The sequence below is a fragment of the Brevibacillus composti genome, from assembly GCF_016406105.1.
Lineage (GTDB): Bacteria > Bacillota > Bacilli > Brevibacillales > Brevibacillaceae > Brevibacillus > Brevibacillus composti.
On sequence record NZ_CP066308.1, the window covers coordinates 1796218 to 1813705 of the forward strand.

Genomic DNA, 17488 nt, shown 5'->3' on the forward strand with positions numbered 1-17488 from the left:
GAAAGTGGAGCAATTATTGCAACAGATGGAGAAGAAGGTATACGGACAGCGGAAAAATATTCGGCTGCTGATTACAGCCATGCTGGCAGGCGGCCACGTCCTTTTGGAGGGCGTGCCGGGGATTGGCAAAACAAAAATGGTGCGCACGCTGGCGGAGCTGGTGGGCGGCACGTACCGGCGGATTCAGTTTACGCCGGATTTGATGCCGAGCGACATTATCGGCAACGTCGTCTTCAACATGCAGCAGAACTCCTTTGAAACGCTCAAAGGACCGATTTTTTCCAACCTGCTTTTGGCGGACGAGATCAACCGGACCCCGCCCAAGACGCAGGCGGCTCTGTTGGAAGCGATGGAGGAGCGCCAGGTGACGATACACGGGGTGACCTATCCGCTGCCCGACCCTTTCTTTGTGATGGCGACGCAAAATCCGGTCGAATACGAGGGGACATACGTATTGCCGGAGGCTCAACTGGACCGCTTTTTATTTAAGCTGCAGGTCGGCTATCCGTCCGAGGAGCAGGAGCAGCAGATTTTGCGCCAGCACGTGCCGTTTTTCTCGGAAAGCAAGCAGGAAGACGCTGTCGTGTGCAGCTTGGAGGAGATCCTCTCGCAGCGCAATCGGTTGGCGGAGGTCGTGGTGGAGGAGCAGATTCTCGCCTATATTACGACGATCATCCGCAAGACGCGGGAGACGAAGCGTCTCTTGCTCGGCGCCAGCTCGCGGGCCGGGATCGGCCTCTTGATGGCCAGCAAAGCGTGGGCGCTGCTGGACAACCGCATGTATGTCACGCCTGATGATGTGAAGGCCGTCGCGCGCCCGGCGCTGCGCCACCGACTGATCGTAGCGCCACAAGTGGAATTGGAGGGGGGCAATAGTGACCACATCATCGATGAAACGCTCGCAGCCATTCCGGTCCCTCGTTAATCGGCTGCTGGACAATGGCATCCTGCCTACCCGCAAATTGATTCTCCTGCTCGCAGGCGGCTCCGTGGCCGCTGCTTTGGGGGCGCTGGCGGGTTTGGGATACGCGCTGTTTTGGCTGTACAATGCTTTTTTGCTGCTGGCGAGCATCCTGGACTGGCGTTCGATGCCGCGCCGAGGGCAGGTGAATGTCGCCCGCATCCTGCCGGAGCAGACGGATATCGGGCGAGAGCTCACCGTCTCGCTCGTGCTGGAAAATCACAGCGGCCAACCGGTTCCCTATCGCTTGCGGGATGACCTGCCTTTTTCTTTTGAGCGTCCGCCTGATGTGGCCGGCGTGCTGTCGGCGAAGCGGGAGATCGTCACCTATGTGACGAAGGGAAGCGAGCGGGGATTGTACACGTTTTCCCACCTCTATCTGCGCTGTCAAGGAAGGCTGGGTCTGTGGGAAAAGCAGGCGAAGCTGGCGTACGAGCAGCACATCAAGGTATATCCGGACCTCTCGACAGTCCGCGGCTATCTCCAATCCCTGCAGGAGAGCCTGATCGTCGACGGGAAAAAAATTCAGCTGAAAACGAGAAGCGGCACGGAATTTCACGCGATCCGCGAATACGTGCCAGACGACGACCCCCGCTATATCAACTGGTCAGCCTCTGCCCGGGGACGGCGTCTGATGACCAACGAGTATCGTCCCGAACAAGGCAAGGTTTTGACCATCCTGCTCGATTGCGGCCGGATGATGGGGGTCGAGCTGGACGGGAGGACCAAGCTGGATCTCTCGATGGAAGCGGCCCTGACATTGGCGGCGGTAGCGCTGAGGCAGGGCGATCAGGTGGCGCTGCTCGCCTACTCCCACGAGATCAAAACCTATGTGCCGCCCGGCCGCGGACTGGGCCATCTCCATACACTGATCGAGGCTGTGTACGATTTGCAAAGCGATTTTGTCGAGTCCAACCCGCTTCTGGCGCTCGAATACCTGCACAGGCAGCAGAAGCGGAGAAGTCTGATGGTCCTCTTCTCCGACATGGAGAACTACTTGCTGGAGGACCAACTGGGCGCCTATTTGTGGCGGCTGAGGCGCAGCCATCTGCTGCTGCTGCTCTCGCTGGCGGATCCGCTCCTGCACGACTGGAGCCGCACGGCTGCGAGCAACAGCCGGATCGCTTATGTCAAGGCACTGGCGCAGCGCTTCCAGCTGGACCGCAAAGCGTTTCAACAAAAAATGACCGGCGCGGGCATCCAGGTGTTGGATATTCCGGCCGATCAGTTGACACTTACGGTGGTCAATTCCTATTTGGAGATCAAGTCGAGAGAGGCGCTTTGACCGCGGCCGAGGGACTGCTGCCGGCGATGGCGGCGCAGACCGTAGAGATACCAGCCGGCGAGGGCTGCCAGCGTCAGGGCGGCGACACCGTATTTGGCCTCCAGCGTCAGGGACGAAGGGGTGATGTACCCCTCGATGATGCCCGCGATGACAAAGAGCGGCATGGTGCCGAGCAGGAGCTGCGCGGATTCTTTGGCCGCCACCAGGAACTGATGCTTGCGGTGGTACATACCGGGTACGAGGAGGCGGTAGCCCATGTGCAGTCCCGCTCCTCCGGCGATAAAGATGGCCGTCAGCTCGATGACGCCATGCGGCAGGATGTAGGCCCAGAAGGCGTAGCTGCTGTCTGCCTGGTAGAAGGCGGCAGCCAATGCGCCGACGATCAGGCCGTTGAAAAACAGCAGATAAACCGGCATGATGCCAAGAGTGACCCCGGTGATAAAGGCGAGAAAGGCGACCCTGATGTTATTCAGCATGATCGCCGTGGAGACGATGGGGCTGTTGATCGAGTCATGTCCCTCTCCCAGCCGGCTGGGATCGATCTGGGCAGCCATGCCGTCTGGCAAGACGTAGTACAGATTCAACGGATCGATCAACACAGCGGCAAATCCGGATATTCCCCCGATCACGAGGAGAAGTCCGGCCAGGCCGATAAACAGGATGCGCTGGTGCACCAGGGAATACAGGTGGTCCCAGAAAAAACGGGACAGCTGGCCGACGCTGCTGGACTGCTGCCGGTACGCGGTATTATGGGCCCGCGCGACTAGTTGATTGAGATAATGAGTGACCTCGTCATCGGGATAGTAGGTGCGGATGTAGGCCAGATGAGCAGATGCCTTTTTATAGAGCAGGGTCAGGCGGTCGATTTCCTCCGCTCCGATCGTCCGGGGACGCTTTTGAAAAAGTTCCAGCAGCCGGTCGAGCTCGGCCCAGGTGGCTTTATGCGACTGCCAAAATGAAGTCAGATTCACGGAAGGCCTCCTTTCGCTGATTCAGAAGCGAGTCTCTATCGTAAAGGAAGGGTGAAGCTATCAGCATGAGTGAACAAAATATGTCCAGCCGGGCGGGACGGGAGGTTGCGATCGTGACGCCCGAGCACGTTCAGCTCCGTTTCCAGACAGCGGGATTGGGGAGCAGGGCGGCAGCCCAGTTGATTGATACCGGGCTGCTTCTCTTGGTTAATCTTACTGTATTTATCCTGTTTGGCATAGTTGTTTTCGGGAATGATTCATTATTTTTGGATGAGATGGAAAGTTACTCCATTGCCATCATGATGATTTTGCTGTTTCTCCTGAACTTCGGCTATTTCTTTTTTTGGGAGTACTTCCGCGCCGGCCAGACGCCGGGGAAGCGCTGGATGAAGATTCGCGTCATCCAGGAGAACGGACAGTCCCTCACCTTTCTGGCCGCTGTAATTCGCAATCTCTTTCGGATCATCGATTCTTTGCCGTCCGGCTATCTGCTGGGGAGCCTCGTCTGCTTTTTCCACCCGCGGGACAAACGAATCGGAGATCTCGTAGCCGGCACCATCGTCGTCGTGGAGCATGCGTCTGCCGCCCGCTCGCGAGCTCGCGGAAAATGGGCCAGACAGATGGAAAAATGGCAGGAGGGAGTGCCAGAGCTAATTCTCGATGAACGGCAAAAACAGGCGATCACCCGGGAAGACTGGAATCTCCTGTCCACCTTTGTCCAACGTTTGCCGTCCCTCTCGGAAGCCAAGAGGATCGAGCTGGCGCTGCAGATCGTCCGGCGCTTCCGCACCCGTCTCCAATGGGTGCTGCCGGAAGCGGCGGAGGCACGTCCGATCGGCTTTCTGTTGAAGCTGCATCAGCAGCTCAGCGAAGAGTGGAAGATCGGCAGGTAAGAGGGAGTTCGCGAGATCAGGACCATCGTCCTGATCTTTTCCCCCAGGTAGGTGTCGAATTTTGTTTTATGTTATAATAATACCTCATCCTTTGTCATAGGAAAGGAGGGCGATCTGATGAACGACAAGATCATGTCCGCTTCATCATCACCATCCACGACGCTGCGCATGCCCGAGCAAGGCAAACAGACGAGAAGAAAGCGCAAAGGACTTTTTAAAAGTTTGTTCCACGCGATTCAGCCTCAGTCGGAGGAGAAGCGCTCGGTCTTGCCCATCGTCTTGACGGTTGCTTTATGGGGAGGACTGGCATACGCCGGGTACGCTTTTGCCGTCCACACATTGGACAAGCAGCAGCTCCTGGTCCAGCAGCGGATCGAAGAGGTCCAGTCGCAAAATCTGCAGCAGATGAAGACCATGGAGGAGCAGCTCACGCTGGTTCACGATGAGATGAAGACGGTGCAGGACGGACTGGCCGCCATCGAGGAAGAACTGCAGCTCACCGGAGAGACGCTGGGAGGCACGAATCAGACGAAACAGGCGCTGCAGGATCGGATAGACCAACTGAACAAGCAGCTGGCCGATCTGAAAGCATCGCTGAAAAAACTGGAGGATGCCGCTCGTGCTTGGTAAGATCAACCGCTTTTTTGCTCTTCTGCTCGCACCGGCTGTAGGCTTTTTACTGGCGTTCTCCCAGGCCAATCCGGTGGACCAGCTGCCTTATCACGGCTTGGCTCTCGCGGCAGAGGAGTCTCACCAACAGGTGACTCTCTTGACGGAGCAGTTGGACGAAACGAAGAATCAGCTTCGCCAGACGGAAGCGTTGTTGGCGGAGATACGCGATCAAGCATCAAAGGAAAAGGAAGAATTCGAGAAGCAGAATCAGTCGATTCAGAACTTGCTGGCAGCCAGCAAATCGCAAACGCAAAAATCGGCGGATGTCCTGGATACGATCCTCTCCAATATGCTGGGCAATCCGATTGGGCAGACATTTGGAAAGAATGCGACGATCAAGGTGTACTCGCTGGAGGAAGCGGGCTACCGCGGCTACATGGCCAAGGTGCGGCTGAGCAATCCGAACGCGCTCCGCATGGTGCTCGCCAATGACTCCGTCAAGAGCCGCGGCGAGACGACCAGCCAGGCCGCCAAGCGGACAGGAGCGGTGCTGGCGATCAACGCAGGCGGTTTCATGCGGGACAAGCAGGGAAACCTCGTTCCGATCGGGACTACGGTGGTTGACGGCAAGATTCGAACGTTTTCAACGAATTCCAATTTGAGCTTTGTCGGGTTTAACAAAAATGGGAGATTGGTCGGAGGCAAAATCAACTCCCAGGAGGAAATTACGCAAAAAGGCATCCTCCAGGGGGCCAGCTTTCTGCCGACCCTCTTGCAAAACGGAAAGCGGATGCCGATCCCCAAAGAGTGGGCCAATGCCCGTCAGCCGCGCACGCTGATCGGTCACTTCGACAATGGCGATCTGTTGTTGATCGTGATTGACGGCCGCCGCAAAGGCTGGAGCAACGGCGTCACGCTGGAGGAAGCCCAGCGCAAGCTGCAGGAGTTTCACGTCGTCGATGCCTACAATCTGGACGGCGGCGGCTCCAGTGCCTTCTACTACAAAGGCAAGCTGCTGAACCGTCCCTCCGACGGCAAAGAGCGACGAGTATCGAGCAATCTGGTCATTATGCCGTAATGGAGAGAAACGAAGCCATCCCCGCCCCGCTGATGGGAAAGAAGACTCTTTCCGTGATGCGGGGCGGGGATGTTTGATGAAGACAAGACTTTCTCCACGTTGACTGGTCGGAATATTCAAAATTATAATAGAGGATGAGGGTTACATAATTGGCAGCGAAAGGGTGAGGAGGGTGAAGGTGAGAGAAAGCTTGAAGGCAAAGGCAAAAGCGCTGGTTTCCGCAACAGCGGCTCTACTGCTTCTGGCCTCTCCAGTGCATGCGCAGGTACCGGGCATACCGAGTGGCGAGACAGGGGCGACCAAAGGGATCGTCGCGGTCTCACACCCGGCGGCCGCACAAGTGGGCAAAGACATTTTGCAGCAGGGAGGAAATGCCATCGATGCCGCAGCAGGCATCCAGCTGGCGCTGAACGTGGTCGAGCCGCAGATGTCGGGTATTGGCGGCGGCGGTTTTATGATGATCTACCTGCAGAAACAGAAAAAAATCACGGTGATCGACAGCAGGGAAATGGCGCCGCAATCGGCGGATCCCCGCATGTTTTTGGATGCCGAAGGGAAGCCGATCCCTTTTGATGAGCGCCATACCAACGGCAAGGCGGTAGGCGTGCCCGGCACGCTGCTCGGCCTGGATACAGCCTTGAAAAAATACGGGACGATGAAGCTCTCCCAGGTGATCGATCCGGCGATTGGGCTGGCGGAACAGGGAGTGCCGGTTAACTGGATCAATGCGAGGCACATCGCCGATTCCCAGGACAAACTGCTGAAACACAAGACGGCGGGCGAAGTGTTCGTTCCCGGCGGCAAACCGCTGGCTGAGGGAGAGTTGTTGATTCAGCCCGATTTGGCCAAGACGTTCAAACTGATCAAGGAAAAAGGGACAGATGTCCTGTACAAGGGAGAAATTGGCGAGGCGCTGGTGAAGGAAGTAAACCGCACGGGCGGCGCCATGACGATGGAGGATCTGAAGAAATACAAGGTAGTCGAGCGGGAGCCGGTAAAAGGAACATTCCGCGGCTATGAGATCGTCTCGATGTCCCCTCCCAGCTCCGGCGGCTTGACGCTGATCCAGATTCTTAAGCTGATGGAGGGCTTTGACAATAAAAAGGACGGTCCGCTCTCTGCCGCCTATCTGCACCGCCTGATCGAGGCTAACCACCTCGCCTACGCGGACAGGGCGGCCTACATGGCCGACGAAGATTTTTATCCCGTGCCGAAAACAGGACTGTTGCATGAGGAGTACATCAAAGAACGGCGCCAGCTGATCCAGCCCGACCGGGTCAATCGCGAGGTCAAGGCGGGCGATCCCTGGCCGTACGAAGGGAAAAAGGCGGTCAAGGCGCTGTCACAGGTCGACGTAACGCCAGTGAAGCAAACCACGCATTTTTCCGTCATGGACAAATGGGGCAACCTGGTTTCGTACACGACGACGATCGAGGATGTATTCGGCAGCGGCATCATGGTGCCGGGATACGGCTTCATGCTGAATAATGAATTGACTGACTTTGACGCCGTGCCTGGCGGTGTGAATGAAGCGGAGCCAGGGAAGCGGCCTCGCTCCAGCATGACCCCGACGATCGTGCTGAAGGATGGAAAGCCTTTTATGGCCGTAGGTTCACCGGGCGGATCGACGATTATCGCATCCGTCTCCCAGACGATCCTAAACGTGCTGGAGCATGACATGCCGATCCGCGAGGCGATCCTCTCGCCGCGCATCTTCTCCAGCAGCTATCCGTCCGTCACATGGGAGGCGGGCATCGATCAGGATGTGGTCCTCCAGCTGATGGCGATGGGCCACGGATTCCGGCCAGCGCCCGAAAATATCGGAAATGTGCAGGCAGTCATCTACGACTTCGAAACCGGGCGGATGTACGGCGGCGCGGACAATACGCGGGAGGGGACCGTCCTCGGCGTAGACGCTGTGGCCTTCACATCGGCAGAGCCGCCGGCACCGGCGAAGGAGGAAAAAGCGGCATTTGCCGTCAAGGTGAACGGGCATGTCTATCCGTATACGGCGGAACAGCTCGTGCTCTGGAATGGAGAGCCGTATGTCCAGGCGGAAAAACTGCTGCTTGGGTTAGGCGGAGATCCAGACGCTTTCCAAAGCGAGCGAATCAGTCTGAACGGACGCTCCTACCTGTCGGTCAAAAAAGCGGGAGAGGGCTTGGGATATACCGTGGAATGGGACGCTAAGGAAGCAGTGGTCTCCTTGCAAAAACCGTAAAAGCTGTTGGAAAAAAAGAGAAGACAGTCCGATCGATTGATGGGGACAAAGCGACTAGGGAGCCGGTTCGGTTCCCTTTTTTATCTTCGTCCGAACCCATCATTCCCGTAACGTTCGCTCCTTTTCATACGTCCTCTTACATGGTAAGGTAAAAGGACGAAAGACAGGATATTTTTGTCGGAAACCAGGAGGCACACATCTAATGAAAAAGCAAAATCACGCCGCTCTCGTCGTCGCAGCTGTCCTCGCTGGCGCGCTTTTGGGAGGGTGTCAAGCAGGTGATATCGGTGCGTGGATCTCCGGCTCCGGCGGACAATCGCAGCCCAATGAACCGGCGCAGGGAGCGACACCGGCAGCACCCGGCTCAAACGGGCAATCCGAAACACCGCAGGCCCCGTCCATCGATTGGAGCGCGATCCCGGAATCGGTGGTCCTCGCCCCCGGCAGCGAACAAGCCCTGCCGCATGCTTACGGGATTACCTACACGACTTCTGCTCCAGATGTGGTCACCATCACTCCCGATGGCAAAATGACGGTCTCTGCGCAGGCCGCTACCGGCTCCAAGGCGGAGATAACCGTCGATTACCAAGGGCAGAGCAAGACGGCGCAGCTGACGGTAAAGAGTTCGCTCGAGGAGACGATTGCACTCGTTAACAATATCCCGACCGTCACCAATCCGGCCGATCTGGCCGTGGTCGTCAACAAGCAGCGCTCCTTGCCTGCAGATTACGTCCCTGCCGGTTTGGTCGAGCCGAATGTCCCCTTCCCCTTCGCTGGAAAGGCGGAAAAGAAACTGCTTCGCGAGCCTGCCGCCAGAGCGCTGGAATCGCTTTTTGCCGCCGCGCAGAAAGATGGTATTCAATTATACGGAGTATCGGGCTATCGCTCCTACCGGACACAGAAGGCGCTGTTTGAAGGCTACGTCAAAACACAGGGAGCCGAGCACGCTTCCCGCTACAGTGCCAACCCGGGCAAAAGTGAGCATCAGACGGGTCTGGCCATGGATGTATCCGGCGCCGATTCCCGGACCCGATTGGAGGAGCCGTTCGCAGATACGCCGGAAGGCAAATGGCTGGCGGCCCACTGTGCGGAGCATGGCTTTATCATTCGCTACCCCAAGGGCAAGGAAGAGATCACCGGCTATGCCTACGAACCTTGGCATCTCCGGTACGTCGGACAAAGCATGGCGAAGGAGATCATGGAAAAGGGAATTTCCCTGGAGGAGTATTTCCAGGATGCCGTCGCTGTCCAGAGCAAACCGTAAAAATCAATCGCAACATAACGATTCGGACAAAACATCCGTCGGAAGAGCATCGCTTCCGGCGGATGTTTTCTCGCTCAGAACAAAAAAGACGCGGGATCTCCCGCGTCTTGTCGCTAAAACTAAGAATGGGAACCGAGCCTACTGGCGCGCTGTATATGCAGGCAGGGTAGACTGTGGAACGACGGGCTGCTGAAAGCCGGTCTGAAGCAGTTCGCGCTCCATGGCATCGCACATGGAGATGACCTGCTGCATTTGGCGAATCGAGGCATCATGCCCCTGAAGAGCCTGCTGGATCATTTGGACGGCCTGCTGTTCACGAGCCGCCAGCTGCTGCAGCGTAGCGGCGTTTTGCTGTTCTTGTTGAAGCATTTGGCGGTAAGCGCTGCTCGCTTGCGTGGTTTGCTGGATCAGCTGCTGAACGATCTGTCTGCACTGGGCAATTTCCTGTCTGGCGCTCTGCATATTAAGCATCGTTTCATCCTCCTGGAAAATGGTAATTGGCTTACAACCATAGGATGAGCGAAAGAAGAGGTTTCCATAACAGGAAGATTGTGTTATTTCGGCAAGCGGATGCTACCCAGCGGCCAATAGACCAGCTCGGCACGTCCGACGACATGGTCGAGACGGACAGGCCCGATCGCCCGGCTGTCCATGCTGTTGTTGCGATTGTCGCCCATGACGTAGATATGGCCCTCAGGCACCGTGACCGGCCCGAAGTCTTCCGTCAGGGTGACGCCCGACGCGGCGGCTTTCAGCTTGTTCGCCGTGAGATAAGGCTCGTCGACCGGCTTTCCGTTTACGTACAGCTGATCGTCTTTTGCTTCGACGGTGTCGCCGGCTTTTGCGACCACGCGCTTGATCCAGTTTTCTCCCGTGGCATCGGGATGGATGATGACAATATCGCCCACTTGAGGATCTTTGAGATAAAAAATCGCCTTATTGACAATGACACGCTCCCGGTCGTGCAGCGTCGTCTCCATCGAACGTCCTTGCACGACGTAGGGGGCCATGACGAATACGTAGACAAAAGCAGTAAGACCGCCAATCAGAACAAATGATTTGATCCAGTCGAGCAATTCTGTCTTCCATTTGCTAGCGCGTTGAATTTGTTCCATATGCAATCTCCCATGTTTGAGTTTCTCCGTCAGGCAAGCAGGCGGCTGTGCAGCCGGTCCGCTATCTCATGGCAAATAGACGGATGCCTTTTATTATACATGCTTTCGGAGAGGAGAAGAAGGCAGAATCATGGAAAACTGTGGGAAACGGGACGCGCGGGCGTTCACATATTCGTCACGGATAGGACTATTGCCATGTTTACCATGATGAGGTAAGATGACATTGCAAAATAGTTTTACAGTAAAAATATTAAATAATAAATGCATTGTCCGGATCCCATTTCCGTCCCCCTTCTCAGAAAAATGTCCTGTCAAAGATTGTAAATACGAGAAGGAACCTTGAATGGCGCCTTCATAACCGATATATTTTTCGTATAAAAGTATTTACTTTCTGAAAAAGGGTGATGATGTGAGCGATATCTCTCGCGCAGTTCAGATCGAGGAATTGGATCAGGCTTTTGTCGACATGGCCCGCTATTTCATTAGCCACTGGCTGCTGGAAGAAGACGAGATGATCAGTCCGAAACAGTTTATTCTGCTGCGTGTTCTCTACGACAAAGAGAAAAGCACTGTTTCCGATCTGGCCACGATGCTCAGACAATCAAACAGCGCGACGACGATCGCCCTGAACCGACTGGTGAAGGCCGGGTATGTCAATCGCGTCCGCGATGAGCAAGACCGCCGGGTGGTTTGGGTCACTGTATCAGACAAAGCCATTCCTTTGATCGAACGTCTGCTGTGCAAGCGAAGAGACCTGATGACGAGGCTGCTGAAGAGTTTAACCGACGAGGAAGTCGTGCAATTCACGACGTACTTGCGAAAAATGAAGCAGGGCCTTCAGGAGTAGCCGGCTGCCCTCAAAATGGACAACGGCTGCAGATACATAGCGGCGAGAAGATAGATCCCGGACAGCGCAAACAGACGAGGAGTGTAGGAAGATGAAAAAGATGACGACTCTGATGCTCGGAACCATGGTTTTGGGCGCGACGCTGTTTACCAACGCTGCTTTTGCCAATGAATCCGCACAACCAGCGCAGCACGGCTGGATCGCCATGCCGCAAGAAGAACAAAGCGTGATCATCAGCAATAAATCCAATGAGCCGGCAGCGCCCAGAGGTTGGGTGAATCCCGCTCTCGAAAGCCAAAGTATCGTCATCAGCGGAAAAAGCGCTGCGAACGCGACGCCGAGCGGCTGGATTGCGATGCCGCTGGAAGAGCAAACGATCACGCTGACGCCCGCACAGCAAGCTGCTGCAGGGAGCGCAGGCTGGATTCAAATGCCAAAAGAAGAGGAGACCATCATTTTAAACTCCGCTTCTGCTGATCCTGCGATTGCCCACAAGGGGTGGATTGCCGCTCCGGCAGAGAAGCAGTCCATCGTGATCACATCCAAAGGTACGGACATGGGAAAACAATCTGCCTGGGTATGGTCCGTACCATCCTCTGACAGTGACAAGTAAATGAAAGCGAAAGAAGACAGCTGCCTCCACGCGGAAGCAGCTGTCTTTTGTTTGGGATGGCGGTCTTACGCTTTCTAATAAAATTATTTTTATTGACTTAGTAAGATTGATCGGGAAAAATAGAATGTGGAGTCAGAAAATTAAAAAAGAGGTGGAAATCATATGAAAGATCCACGCTTAGAGGAACTGGCGCGCAATCTCGTTACCTACTCGGTCCGGGTGCAGCCTGGCGAGAATGTTCTTATTCATGCGATTGGCCATACGCCTGAACTGGTAGAGGCCCTTGTGCGGGAGATCTATCGAGCCAAGGGGAATCCCTTTGTCCAACTGATCGATCCCCGCATCAAAAGAGAGCTGGCCATGCAGTGCACAGAGGAGCAGCTCATGCTGATGGCCGAGAGTGAGACCGCTCTGATGCGAAAGATGGATGCCTATATCGGCATTCGCGCAGCCGACAACATCAATGAGCTGGCAGATGTGCCCGCGGACCGCATGAGCATGTTTTCCCGCTTGTACGAAAGGCCGGTCCTCAATGTGCGGGTCCCGGAAACGAAGTGGGTCGTGCTCCGCTATCCGAATCCGTCGATGGCCCAGTTGGCCAATATGAGCACAGACGCGTTTGAGCAGTTCTATTTCCGGGTGTGCAATCTCGATTACAGCAAAATGAACGAGGCCATGGACAGTCTGGTCGAGCTGATGAATCGAACCGACCGCGTGCGGATCGTCGGACCTGGCACAGACCTCAGCTTCTCCATCAAGGATATCCCGGCAGTCAAATGCGCCGGCCTGCGCAACATCCCCGATGGGGAGGTGTACACCGCACCGGTCAGAGATTCGGTTCAAGGGGTTATCACCCACAACGCTCCCACTCCGTACAACGGCTTTACATTCGAACAGGTATGCCTGCATTTCGAGCAGGGACGCATCGTCAAAGCGACAGCCAACGATACGGAACGGCTGAACGCGATCTTGGACACCGACGAAGGCGCACGGTACATCGGCGAATTCGCGATCGGGGTCAACCCATACATCCAGAATCCGATGAAGGATATCCTGTTTGACGAAAAAATTGACGGCAGCTTTCACTTCACTCCGGGCCAGTGTTACAAGGAAGCCTACAACGGAAACCAATCGTCCGTACACTGGGACATGGTCTCCATCCAGCGCCCTGAATGGGGCGGAGGGGAAATCTGGTTTGACGATGTGCTGATCCGCAAAGACGGCCGTTTTGTCCTGCCGGAGCTTACGTGCCTCAATCCAGAAAACCTCGGCTCCTGAACCCGATCGATCTCTTTCACTTTAGGAATTCATTCATCCGCTCTTGCGCCAGGACGGGGTCCATATCGATTTGAAAGATGAGATGAAGATTGCTGGTCGTGGTGACGCTTTGGCGAGCAGCGTGGTACAGGGTGGGCTTGGCCTGTTTGATCAAGGTGACGATCTCGACGACAGGAGGCACGACCTGTTTGATCCGAAGCAGTCCCTGCAGAAAACGAACCAGCTTCTGAATCGTCGCCGGCTGATCATTGTCGGGCAATTGTTCGATCATGTCGTGAAAATCTCGGATAATCAGCTGTTTGACTTGAAGAGGTCCATCTGTGTTTGCGGATTTCAAAAGTCATTCACCTCGATAGTAAGAGAAGTGGTTATGAATAGGTACTATATACCCCCTCTAGGCACCCCGTTAAACCTAAAAAAAGAACCTGCCCGCAAAATCTGGCTCCCTCCAGATCGCGCGGCAGGTTCTTTTGCGTTATGGCTGATCGCGCAAGGCCCGTTCTTCGGCGGGAATACGCACCCGAAGCAGCAGCCACAAATTGCACAGGGTAAAAAACGCGGCGGTGAAATAGGCAGAAAAGGTGAGCGGCAAAACGAGCAGCTCCGTGGTCACAATCCAGTAGTTAGGGTGGCGGACGAAGCGGTAGGGCCCTCGTCTCACCAAAGGGGCGTCAGGCAATACATAGATGCGCGTATTCCAGCGCCTGCCGAGCGAGAGGATGCACCAATAGCGAAACAGCTGAGCCAGCAGAAAAAGCGAGAAGGTCGCCATCCACCAGGGGGCGGGTTCACCGCCTGTCCGCATCCCCTCGAGAAGCAGAGAGAGAAAAAAGCAGACGTGGAGCAGCACGATGTATTTGTAATGACCGGCTCCGACCTCATAGCCCCCCCGGGAGCGTATATAGCGGCCATTCCGGTTCGCCAGCCACAGCTCCGAGACGCGCTGGGTGGCGACAGCCGCGCAGACAGTGAAAAAGAAGGACATGGGCAGCTCACCTCGCTTCCAGCAAGAGCAATTCGGAGCTGAAACCGGGGCCGAGCGCAGCCAGCAGCCCCTTTTCCCCGGCCCTCCAGGGATGCTCCAGACTTTTTTCCAAGACGAACAAGACGGTGGGAGAAGACATGTTGCCGTATTCACGGAGGATATCCGCAGAGAAGCGGGTCGCTCCTTCGGACAGCTCCAGCGCCTTTTGATAGGCGGCGAGCACCTTGGCCCCGCCGGGATGGAAGAGAAACCGGCTCACCTCCGACAGGGGAGCATCGGCCTTGGCGAGAAAGCGGTCGATGTTTTCGCGCAGGGAAGCGCTGATGAGCTGGGGGATGTCCCGGGAAAAGATGACCTTCAGACCGTCATCTGTCAATTCCCAGCCCATCACATCCAGCGTGTCCGGCCAGGTTCTCGATTCCGATCGCGCAATCGACAGGTGTGTCTGAGCGCGATGCCCCCGGGGGACGGCATCGCCTTCGATGAGCGCGGCGGCAGCTCCGTCACCGAATAGACAGGTGGCGATCAGATTGCTTTTGGATCGGTCATTGCGGATGAAGGTCAAGCCGCATAATTCCACGCAGACCAGCAGGGCCCGCTTCTCGGGATAGGCCCGGACGTACTCGCTCGCCCGGGCCAGCCCCATCGCGCCGCCCGCGCAGCCGAGTCCCCACAGCGGGATGCGGGCGATATCCGGACGCATCCCGAGACGGTTGAGGAGGCGGGCATCGATGCTGGGGGTGGAGAGTCCGGTACTGGAGACAAACAGCAGACAATCGATATCGGAGGGGGAGGATCCGCCGCGTTCGAGACAGCGAACAGCCGCCTCCGCCCCCAAGGCTTCAGCATGCTCGACATACAGGCGGTTTTTCTCGGCAAACCCATGTTCCTCGAAAAACCAGTCCGCGGGCATGCAAAAATGACGCTTGCGGATCTGGCTGTGAGAAAAAACGGTCAACAGACGGTTGATGTCAGGAAAGGCATCCTGAAAAAAATGGCGGGCCATCGCCATGGAGGCTTCTTGCGCCAGTTCATGAGCGGGTACGGCTGTCGCTACGGATACAATGCGCGGCATCACGCTCACCTCCTGCTCTTGGGAATCAGTTCCATTTTTCCCGAAGAAGCGAGCGGTGATTCATGCCGTGCCGCGATCGATGCTGTAACTCAGGAGACAGCAGGCGAAATAGGTTCCGGCTCGGCAGAAGCGGCTTGCGCCTGCCTGGTAGCCTTGTTTACCAGGCGGTACTGGAAGAGGCCGGCGATGATCAGCAGGACGCCGATGATGGAAAACCAGTAGGCACCGCCAATGTTGCGAAAGGCGACCGCACCCGTAGAGGGGCCAAGCGTTCCGGTGACTCCCCAGTTGGCGCCAAAAACGGAGAAGTAGCGACCGCGAAACTCTTCTGGAGCCATTACCGAGATCGCTTTTTGAATTTGGGGGCCGTACAGCATTTCGCCAATGGTGAAGATGGCTTCCGATACCACCAGGAGCCAGAATGCCGGCGCCCAGCCGTAGCCAAAACCGACACAGCCGAGAAGCAGGTAGGCCAGCAGTATGACGCGGCCGGGAGAAAAGCGCTCCGCGAATTTGGCGATGGCGATCTGACAGCAGACGACCAGAATCCCGTTGATCGTCAGCAGCGTGGCAAAGACGGTTAAAAAGTCGTCAAATCGGGTGCGCAAATGCTGCGGCAAAATGATTTCCACCTGCGAGTACAAAAGCGACACCGGGATAGCCGCCAGCGTCATCCACAGAAGCGTCTGATGCTCGCGTATGCGCAGCTTCGGCTCGGCCGTCCTTGTTTTGCCGTCCTCGGTCGGTCTCCCATTTTGCCGCTTTTCTATGGGAAGCGTCTCGGGTACCTTCCACAAGATCAGCAGGCAGTAGATAAAGAGAGCGGCGGAGCAGATCCCGAACGCGATCGCCGGATTAATCTTATACAGGGTAACGCCGATGAGCGGACCTGCAGCCGCCCCCAGATTTAAAGCGGTATGCAGCAGGGCGAAGACCTCGCTTCGCTTTTCTTCCGGCACGACGTCCGTCACTTGCGCGCTGGCTGCGGGCCAGAACAGCGAGGCGCCAATTCCGTTCAGAATCGTCAGAGAGGCAAAGGCCAGCAGGGATTCCGCCCAGATGTATCCGGCCATGGAGATGGATTCGATGAGGAGAGCGGCTACCATCAGGGGCTTCCGACCGTAACGGTCGGCAAGTCCTCCGGCGTAGAGGCTGGAGATGATGCTGGTGAGAGGCTGAAGACTGGTAATCATGGCTGCAATCAACAGGTTGCCATCCATGCGGTCATACAGGTAAAACGCGAGAAACGGGCGCAGCATAAAGCCGGCAAAAGTCGTCAGGATGGTACCGATGACACGGATCCAGATCGTCGTGTCGTAGCGAGAGATGATCGTGTGCAGCCAAAGCATTTGATAAATTCCTCTCTTCTGATCAAAATGTTTTTTTAGTAAAGATTAGTATACGGGAGCAGGAAAGGAAAAGAAAGAGGATTGTTTCGCTTTGGAATCTTCCGAATCTTTTAAGGGAAAGGATGTCCAGCGAAATTAATTTTCACGAATATTTCCGCTTGAAGTTCCACTCGCGGACAGGTAAAATATTCCTACACATATGCACATAGACCTATATATTTTTTATATTTATGAGTCTTTGGACCGAAAATGGAAGCAGTTGCAGTAATACCGGAGGGGATGTTGTGATTTCACGCTGGATCGGTTTGGCGGCGTCCTGTCTGATTTGTGTGGTATGGATGTCAGCGTATGGATTGCCGGAAAGTGAAGGAACGGCTGCTTTCATTATAACTGTCGCCGTGCTTCAGGCAGTGGCAGGCTATCAGATCGGAAAATACGTGGACAACCTGCAAAGATTGGCCTATTTGGACTCACTCACAGGAGTCCTGGTCAATCGCCGCTTTTTTCAGCGTTTGGAGGAAGAGGTCGAACGGGGGCGCCGTCATCAGTATCCTGTCACGTTGCTGTTTATTGATCTGGACAACTTTAAGTTGTTTAACGACACATACGGTCATCTGGAAGGGGACAGGCTGCTCAGCAACTTTGCCAGAATGCTGCAGCAAAATGTCCGCATCCAGGACCAGGTGGGCCGATGGGGCGGCGAGGAATTCGTCGTCTTGCTGCCGCATACCGAGACCGAGCAGGGGGCGCAGGTGGGCGAGCGCATCCAGGCCAGCGTGAGGAAGCAGTTTAACGGCATTACGGTAAGCATGGGCGTAGCGTCTTTTCCCCTGCACGCCGAAACAGCGACCCAACTGGCACGAAAAGCCGATACGTTGATGTATGAAGCAAAAAAACAGAAGGACTGCATGCTGGTGGCCACCAAATAAAGTGGCGCCATC

18 protein-coding genes are annotated in these 17488 nt (G+C 55.9%); 11 read left to right on the plus strand and 7 right to left on the minus strand.

Features of this window, described 5'->3' with window-relative positions:
- The first annotated feature begins 4 nt into the window (after nucleotides 1-4).
- Both JD108_RS09335 and JD108_RS09340 read left to right on the plus strand, forming a co-directional pair.
- Complete coding sequence (locus JD108_RS09335) at nucleotides 5-925, plus strand: AAA family ATPase (protein ID WP_198829549.1); 921 nt, start codon at nucleotides 5-7, stop codon at nucleotides 923-925.
- On the plus strand, nucleotides 876-2246 hold the full coding sequence (locus JD108_RS09340; protein WP_198829550.1) for a DUF58 domain-containing protein: 1371 nt from the start codon (nucleotides 876-878) through the stop codon (nucleotides 2244-2246). Before JD108_RS09335 ends, JD108_RS09340 begins: the two co-directional genes overlap by 50 nt.
- Here JD108_RS09340 and JD108_RS09345 read toward each other — a convergent pair.
- Nucleotides 2213-3217, minus strand: a complete 1005-nt coding sequence (locus tag JD108_RS09345) for a stage II sporulation protein M (protein ID WP_198829551.1) — start codon at nucleotides 3215-3217, stop codon at nucleotides 2213-2215. The genes JD108_RS09340 and JD108_RS09345 overlap by 34 nt on opposite strands.
- Before the next feature lie 65 nt (nucleotides 3218-3282).
- On the opposite strand from JD108_RS09345, the gene JD108_RS09350 reads away from it, so the two are divergent.
- The 5 genes from JD108_RS09350 to JD108_RS09370 all read left to right on the plus strand — a co-directional run bounded on the left by JD108_RS09350 (nucleotide 3283) and on the right by JD108_RS09370 (nucleotide 9285).
- Nucleotides 3283-4110: an RDD family protein gene (locus tag JD108_RS09350; protein ID WP_198829552.1), complete on the plus strand. Its 828-nt coding sequence runs from the start codon at nucleotides 3283-3285 to the stop codon at nucleotides 4108-4110.
- 117 nt (nucleotides 4111-4227) lie between these two features.
- Nucleotides 4228-4740, plus strand: coding sequence for a hypothetical protein (locus tag JD108_RS09355; RefSeq protein ID WP_198829553.1), 513 nt, complete (start codon nucleotides 4228-4230; stop codon nucleotides 4738-4740).
- Nucleotides 4730-5800 (plus strand): phosphodiester glycosidase family protein, encoded by a 1071-nt coding sequence (locus JD108_RS09360; RefSeq protein ID WP_407649407.1) that lies wholly within the window; start codon nucleotides 4730-4732, stop codon nucleotides 5798-5800. The genes JD108_RS09355 and JD108_RS09360 overlap by 11 nt, the downstream gene beginning before the upstream one ends.
- 190 nt (nucleotides 5801-5990) lie before the next feature.
- Nucleotides 5991-8021, plus strand: coding sequence for a gamma-glutamyltransferase (ggt, locus tag JD108_RS09365; RefSeq protein ID WP_407649429.1), 2031 nt, complete (start codon nucleotides 5991-5993; stop codon nucleotides 8019-8021).
- A 202-nt stretch (nucleotides 8022-8223) separates the two neighbouring features.
- On the plus strand, nucleotides 8224-9285 hold the full coding sequence (locus tag JD108_RS09370) for a M15 family metallopeptidase (RefSeq protein ID WP_228728363.1): 1062 nt from the start codon (nucleotides 8224-8226) through the stop codon (nucleotides 9283-9285).
- 138 nt (nucleotides 9286-9423) lie between these two features.
- Here the strand turns inward: JD108_RS09370 and JD108_RS09375 are convergent, their stop codons facing one another.
- Entirely contained in the window at nucleotides 9424-9756 is a 333-nt protein-coding gene (locus JD108_RS09375; RefSeq protein WP_198829555.1) for a hypothetical protein, read from the minus strand.
- A gap of 83 nt (nucleotides 9757-9839) precedes the next feature.
- Nucleotides 9840-10400, minus strand: coding sequence for a signal peptidase I (gene lepB / locus JD108_RS09380; RefSeq protein WP_198829556.1), 561 nt, complete (start codon nucleotides 10398-10400; stop codon nucleotides 9840-9842).
- A gap of 409 nt (nucleotides 10401-10809) precedes the next feature.
- On the opposite strand from lepB, the gene JD108_RS09385 reads away from it, so the two are divergent.
- From JD108_RS09385 to JD108_RS09395, 3 genes are all read left to right on the plus strand, one after another.
- Entirely contained in the window at nucleotides 10810-11247 is a 438-nt protein-coding gene (locus tag JD108_RS09385) for a MarR family winged helix-turn-helix transcriptional regulator (RefSeq protein WP_198829557.1), read from the plus strand.
- A 91-nt stretch (nucleotides 11248-11338) separates the two neighbouring features.
- Complete coding sequence (locus JD108_RS09390) at nucleotides 11339-11860, plus strand: hypothetical protein (RefSeq protein WP_198829558.1); 522 nt, start codon at nucleotides 11339-11341, stop codon at nucleotides 11858-11860.
- 162 nt (nucleotides 11861-12022) lie between these two features.
- A complete protein-coding gene (locus JD108_RS09395) occupies nucleotides 12023-13138 on the plus strand; it encodes an aminopeptidase (protein WP_198829559.1) in 1116 nt (371 codons plus the stop codon).
- Between the two features lie 16 nt (nucleotides 13139-13154).
- Here JD108_RS09395 and JD108_RS09400 read toward each other — a convergent pair whose 3' ends face one another.
- The 4 genes from JD108_RS09400 to JD108_RS09415 form a co-directional block, all read right to left on the minus strand.
- Nucleotides 13155-13475 (minus strand): hypothetical protein, encoded by a 321-nt coding sequence (locus JD108_RS09400; RefSeq protein ID WP_198829560.1) that lies wholly within the window; start codon nucleotides 13473-13475, stop codon nucleotides 13155-13157.
- Between the two features lie 138 nt (nucleotides 13476-13613).
- The gene (locus JD108_RS09405; RefSeq protein WP_198829561.1) at nucleotides 13614-14123 is read right to left on the minus strand and encodes an isoprenylcysteine carboxyl methyltransferase family protein; all 510 of its coding nucleotides are present in this window, start codon (nucleotides 14121-14123) and stop codon (nucleotides 13614-13616) included.
- A 7-nt stretch (nucleotides 14124-14130) separates the two neighbouring features.
- On the minus strand, nucleotides 14131-15198 hold the full coding sequence (locus tag JD108_RS09410) for a type III polyketide synthase (protein WP_198829562.1): 1068 nt from the start codon (nucleotides 15196-15198) through the stop codon (nucleotides 14131-14133).
- 89 nt (nucleotides 15199-15287) lie between these two features.
- Entirely contained in the window at nucleotides 15288-16547 is a 1260-nt protein-coding gene (locus JD108_RS09415) for an MDR family MFS transporter (protein WP_198829563.1), read from the minus strand.
- A gap of 284 nt (nucleotides 16548-16831) precedes the next feature.
- Between JD108_RS09415 and JD108_RS09420 the strand changes: the two genes are divergently transcribed.
- Nucleotides 16832-17476, plus strand: coding sequence for a GGDEF domain-containing protein (locus JD108_RS09420; RefSeq protein WP_198829564.1), 645 nt, complete (start codon nucleotides 16832-16834; stop codon nucleotides 17474-17476).
- Nucleotides 17477-17488 lie beyond the last annotated feature (12 nt).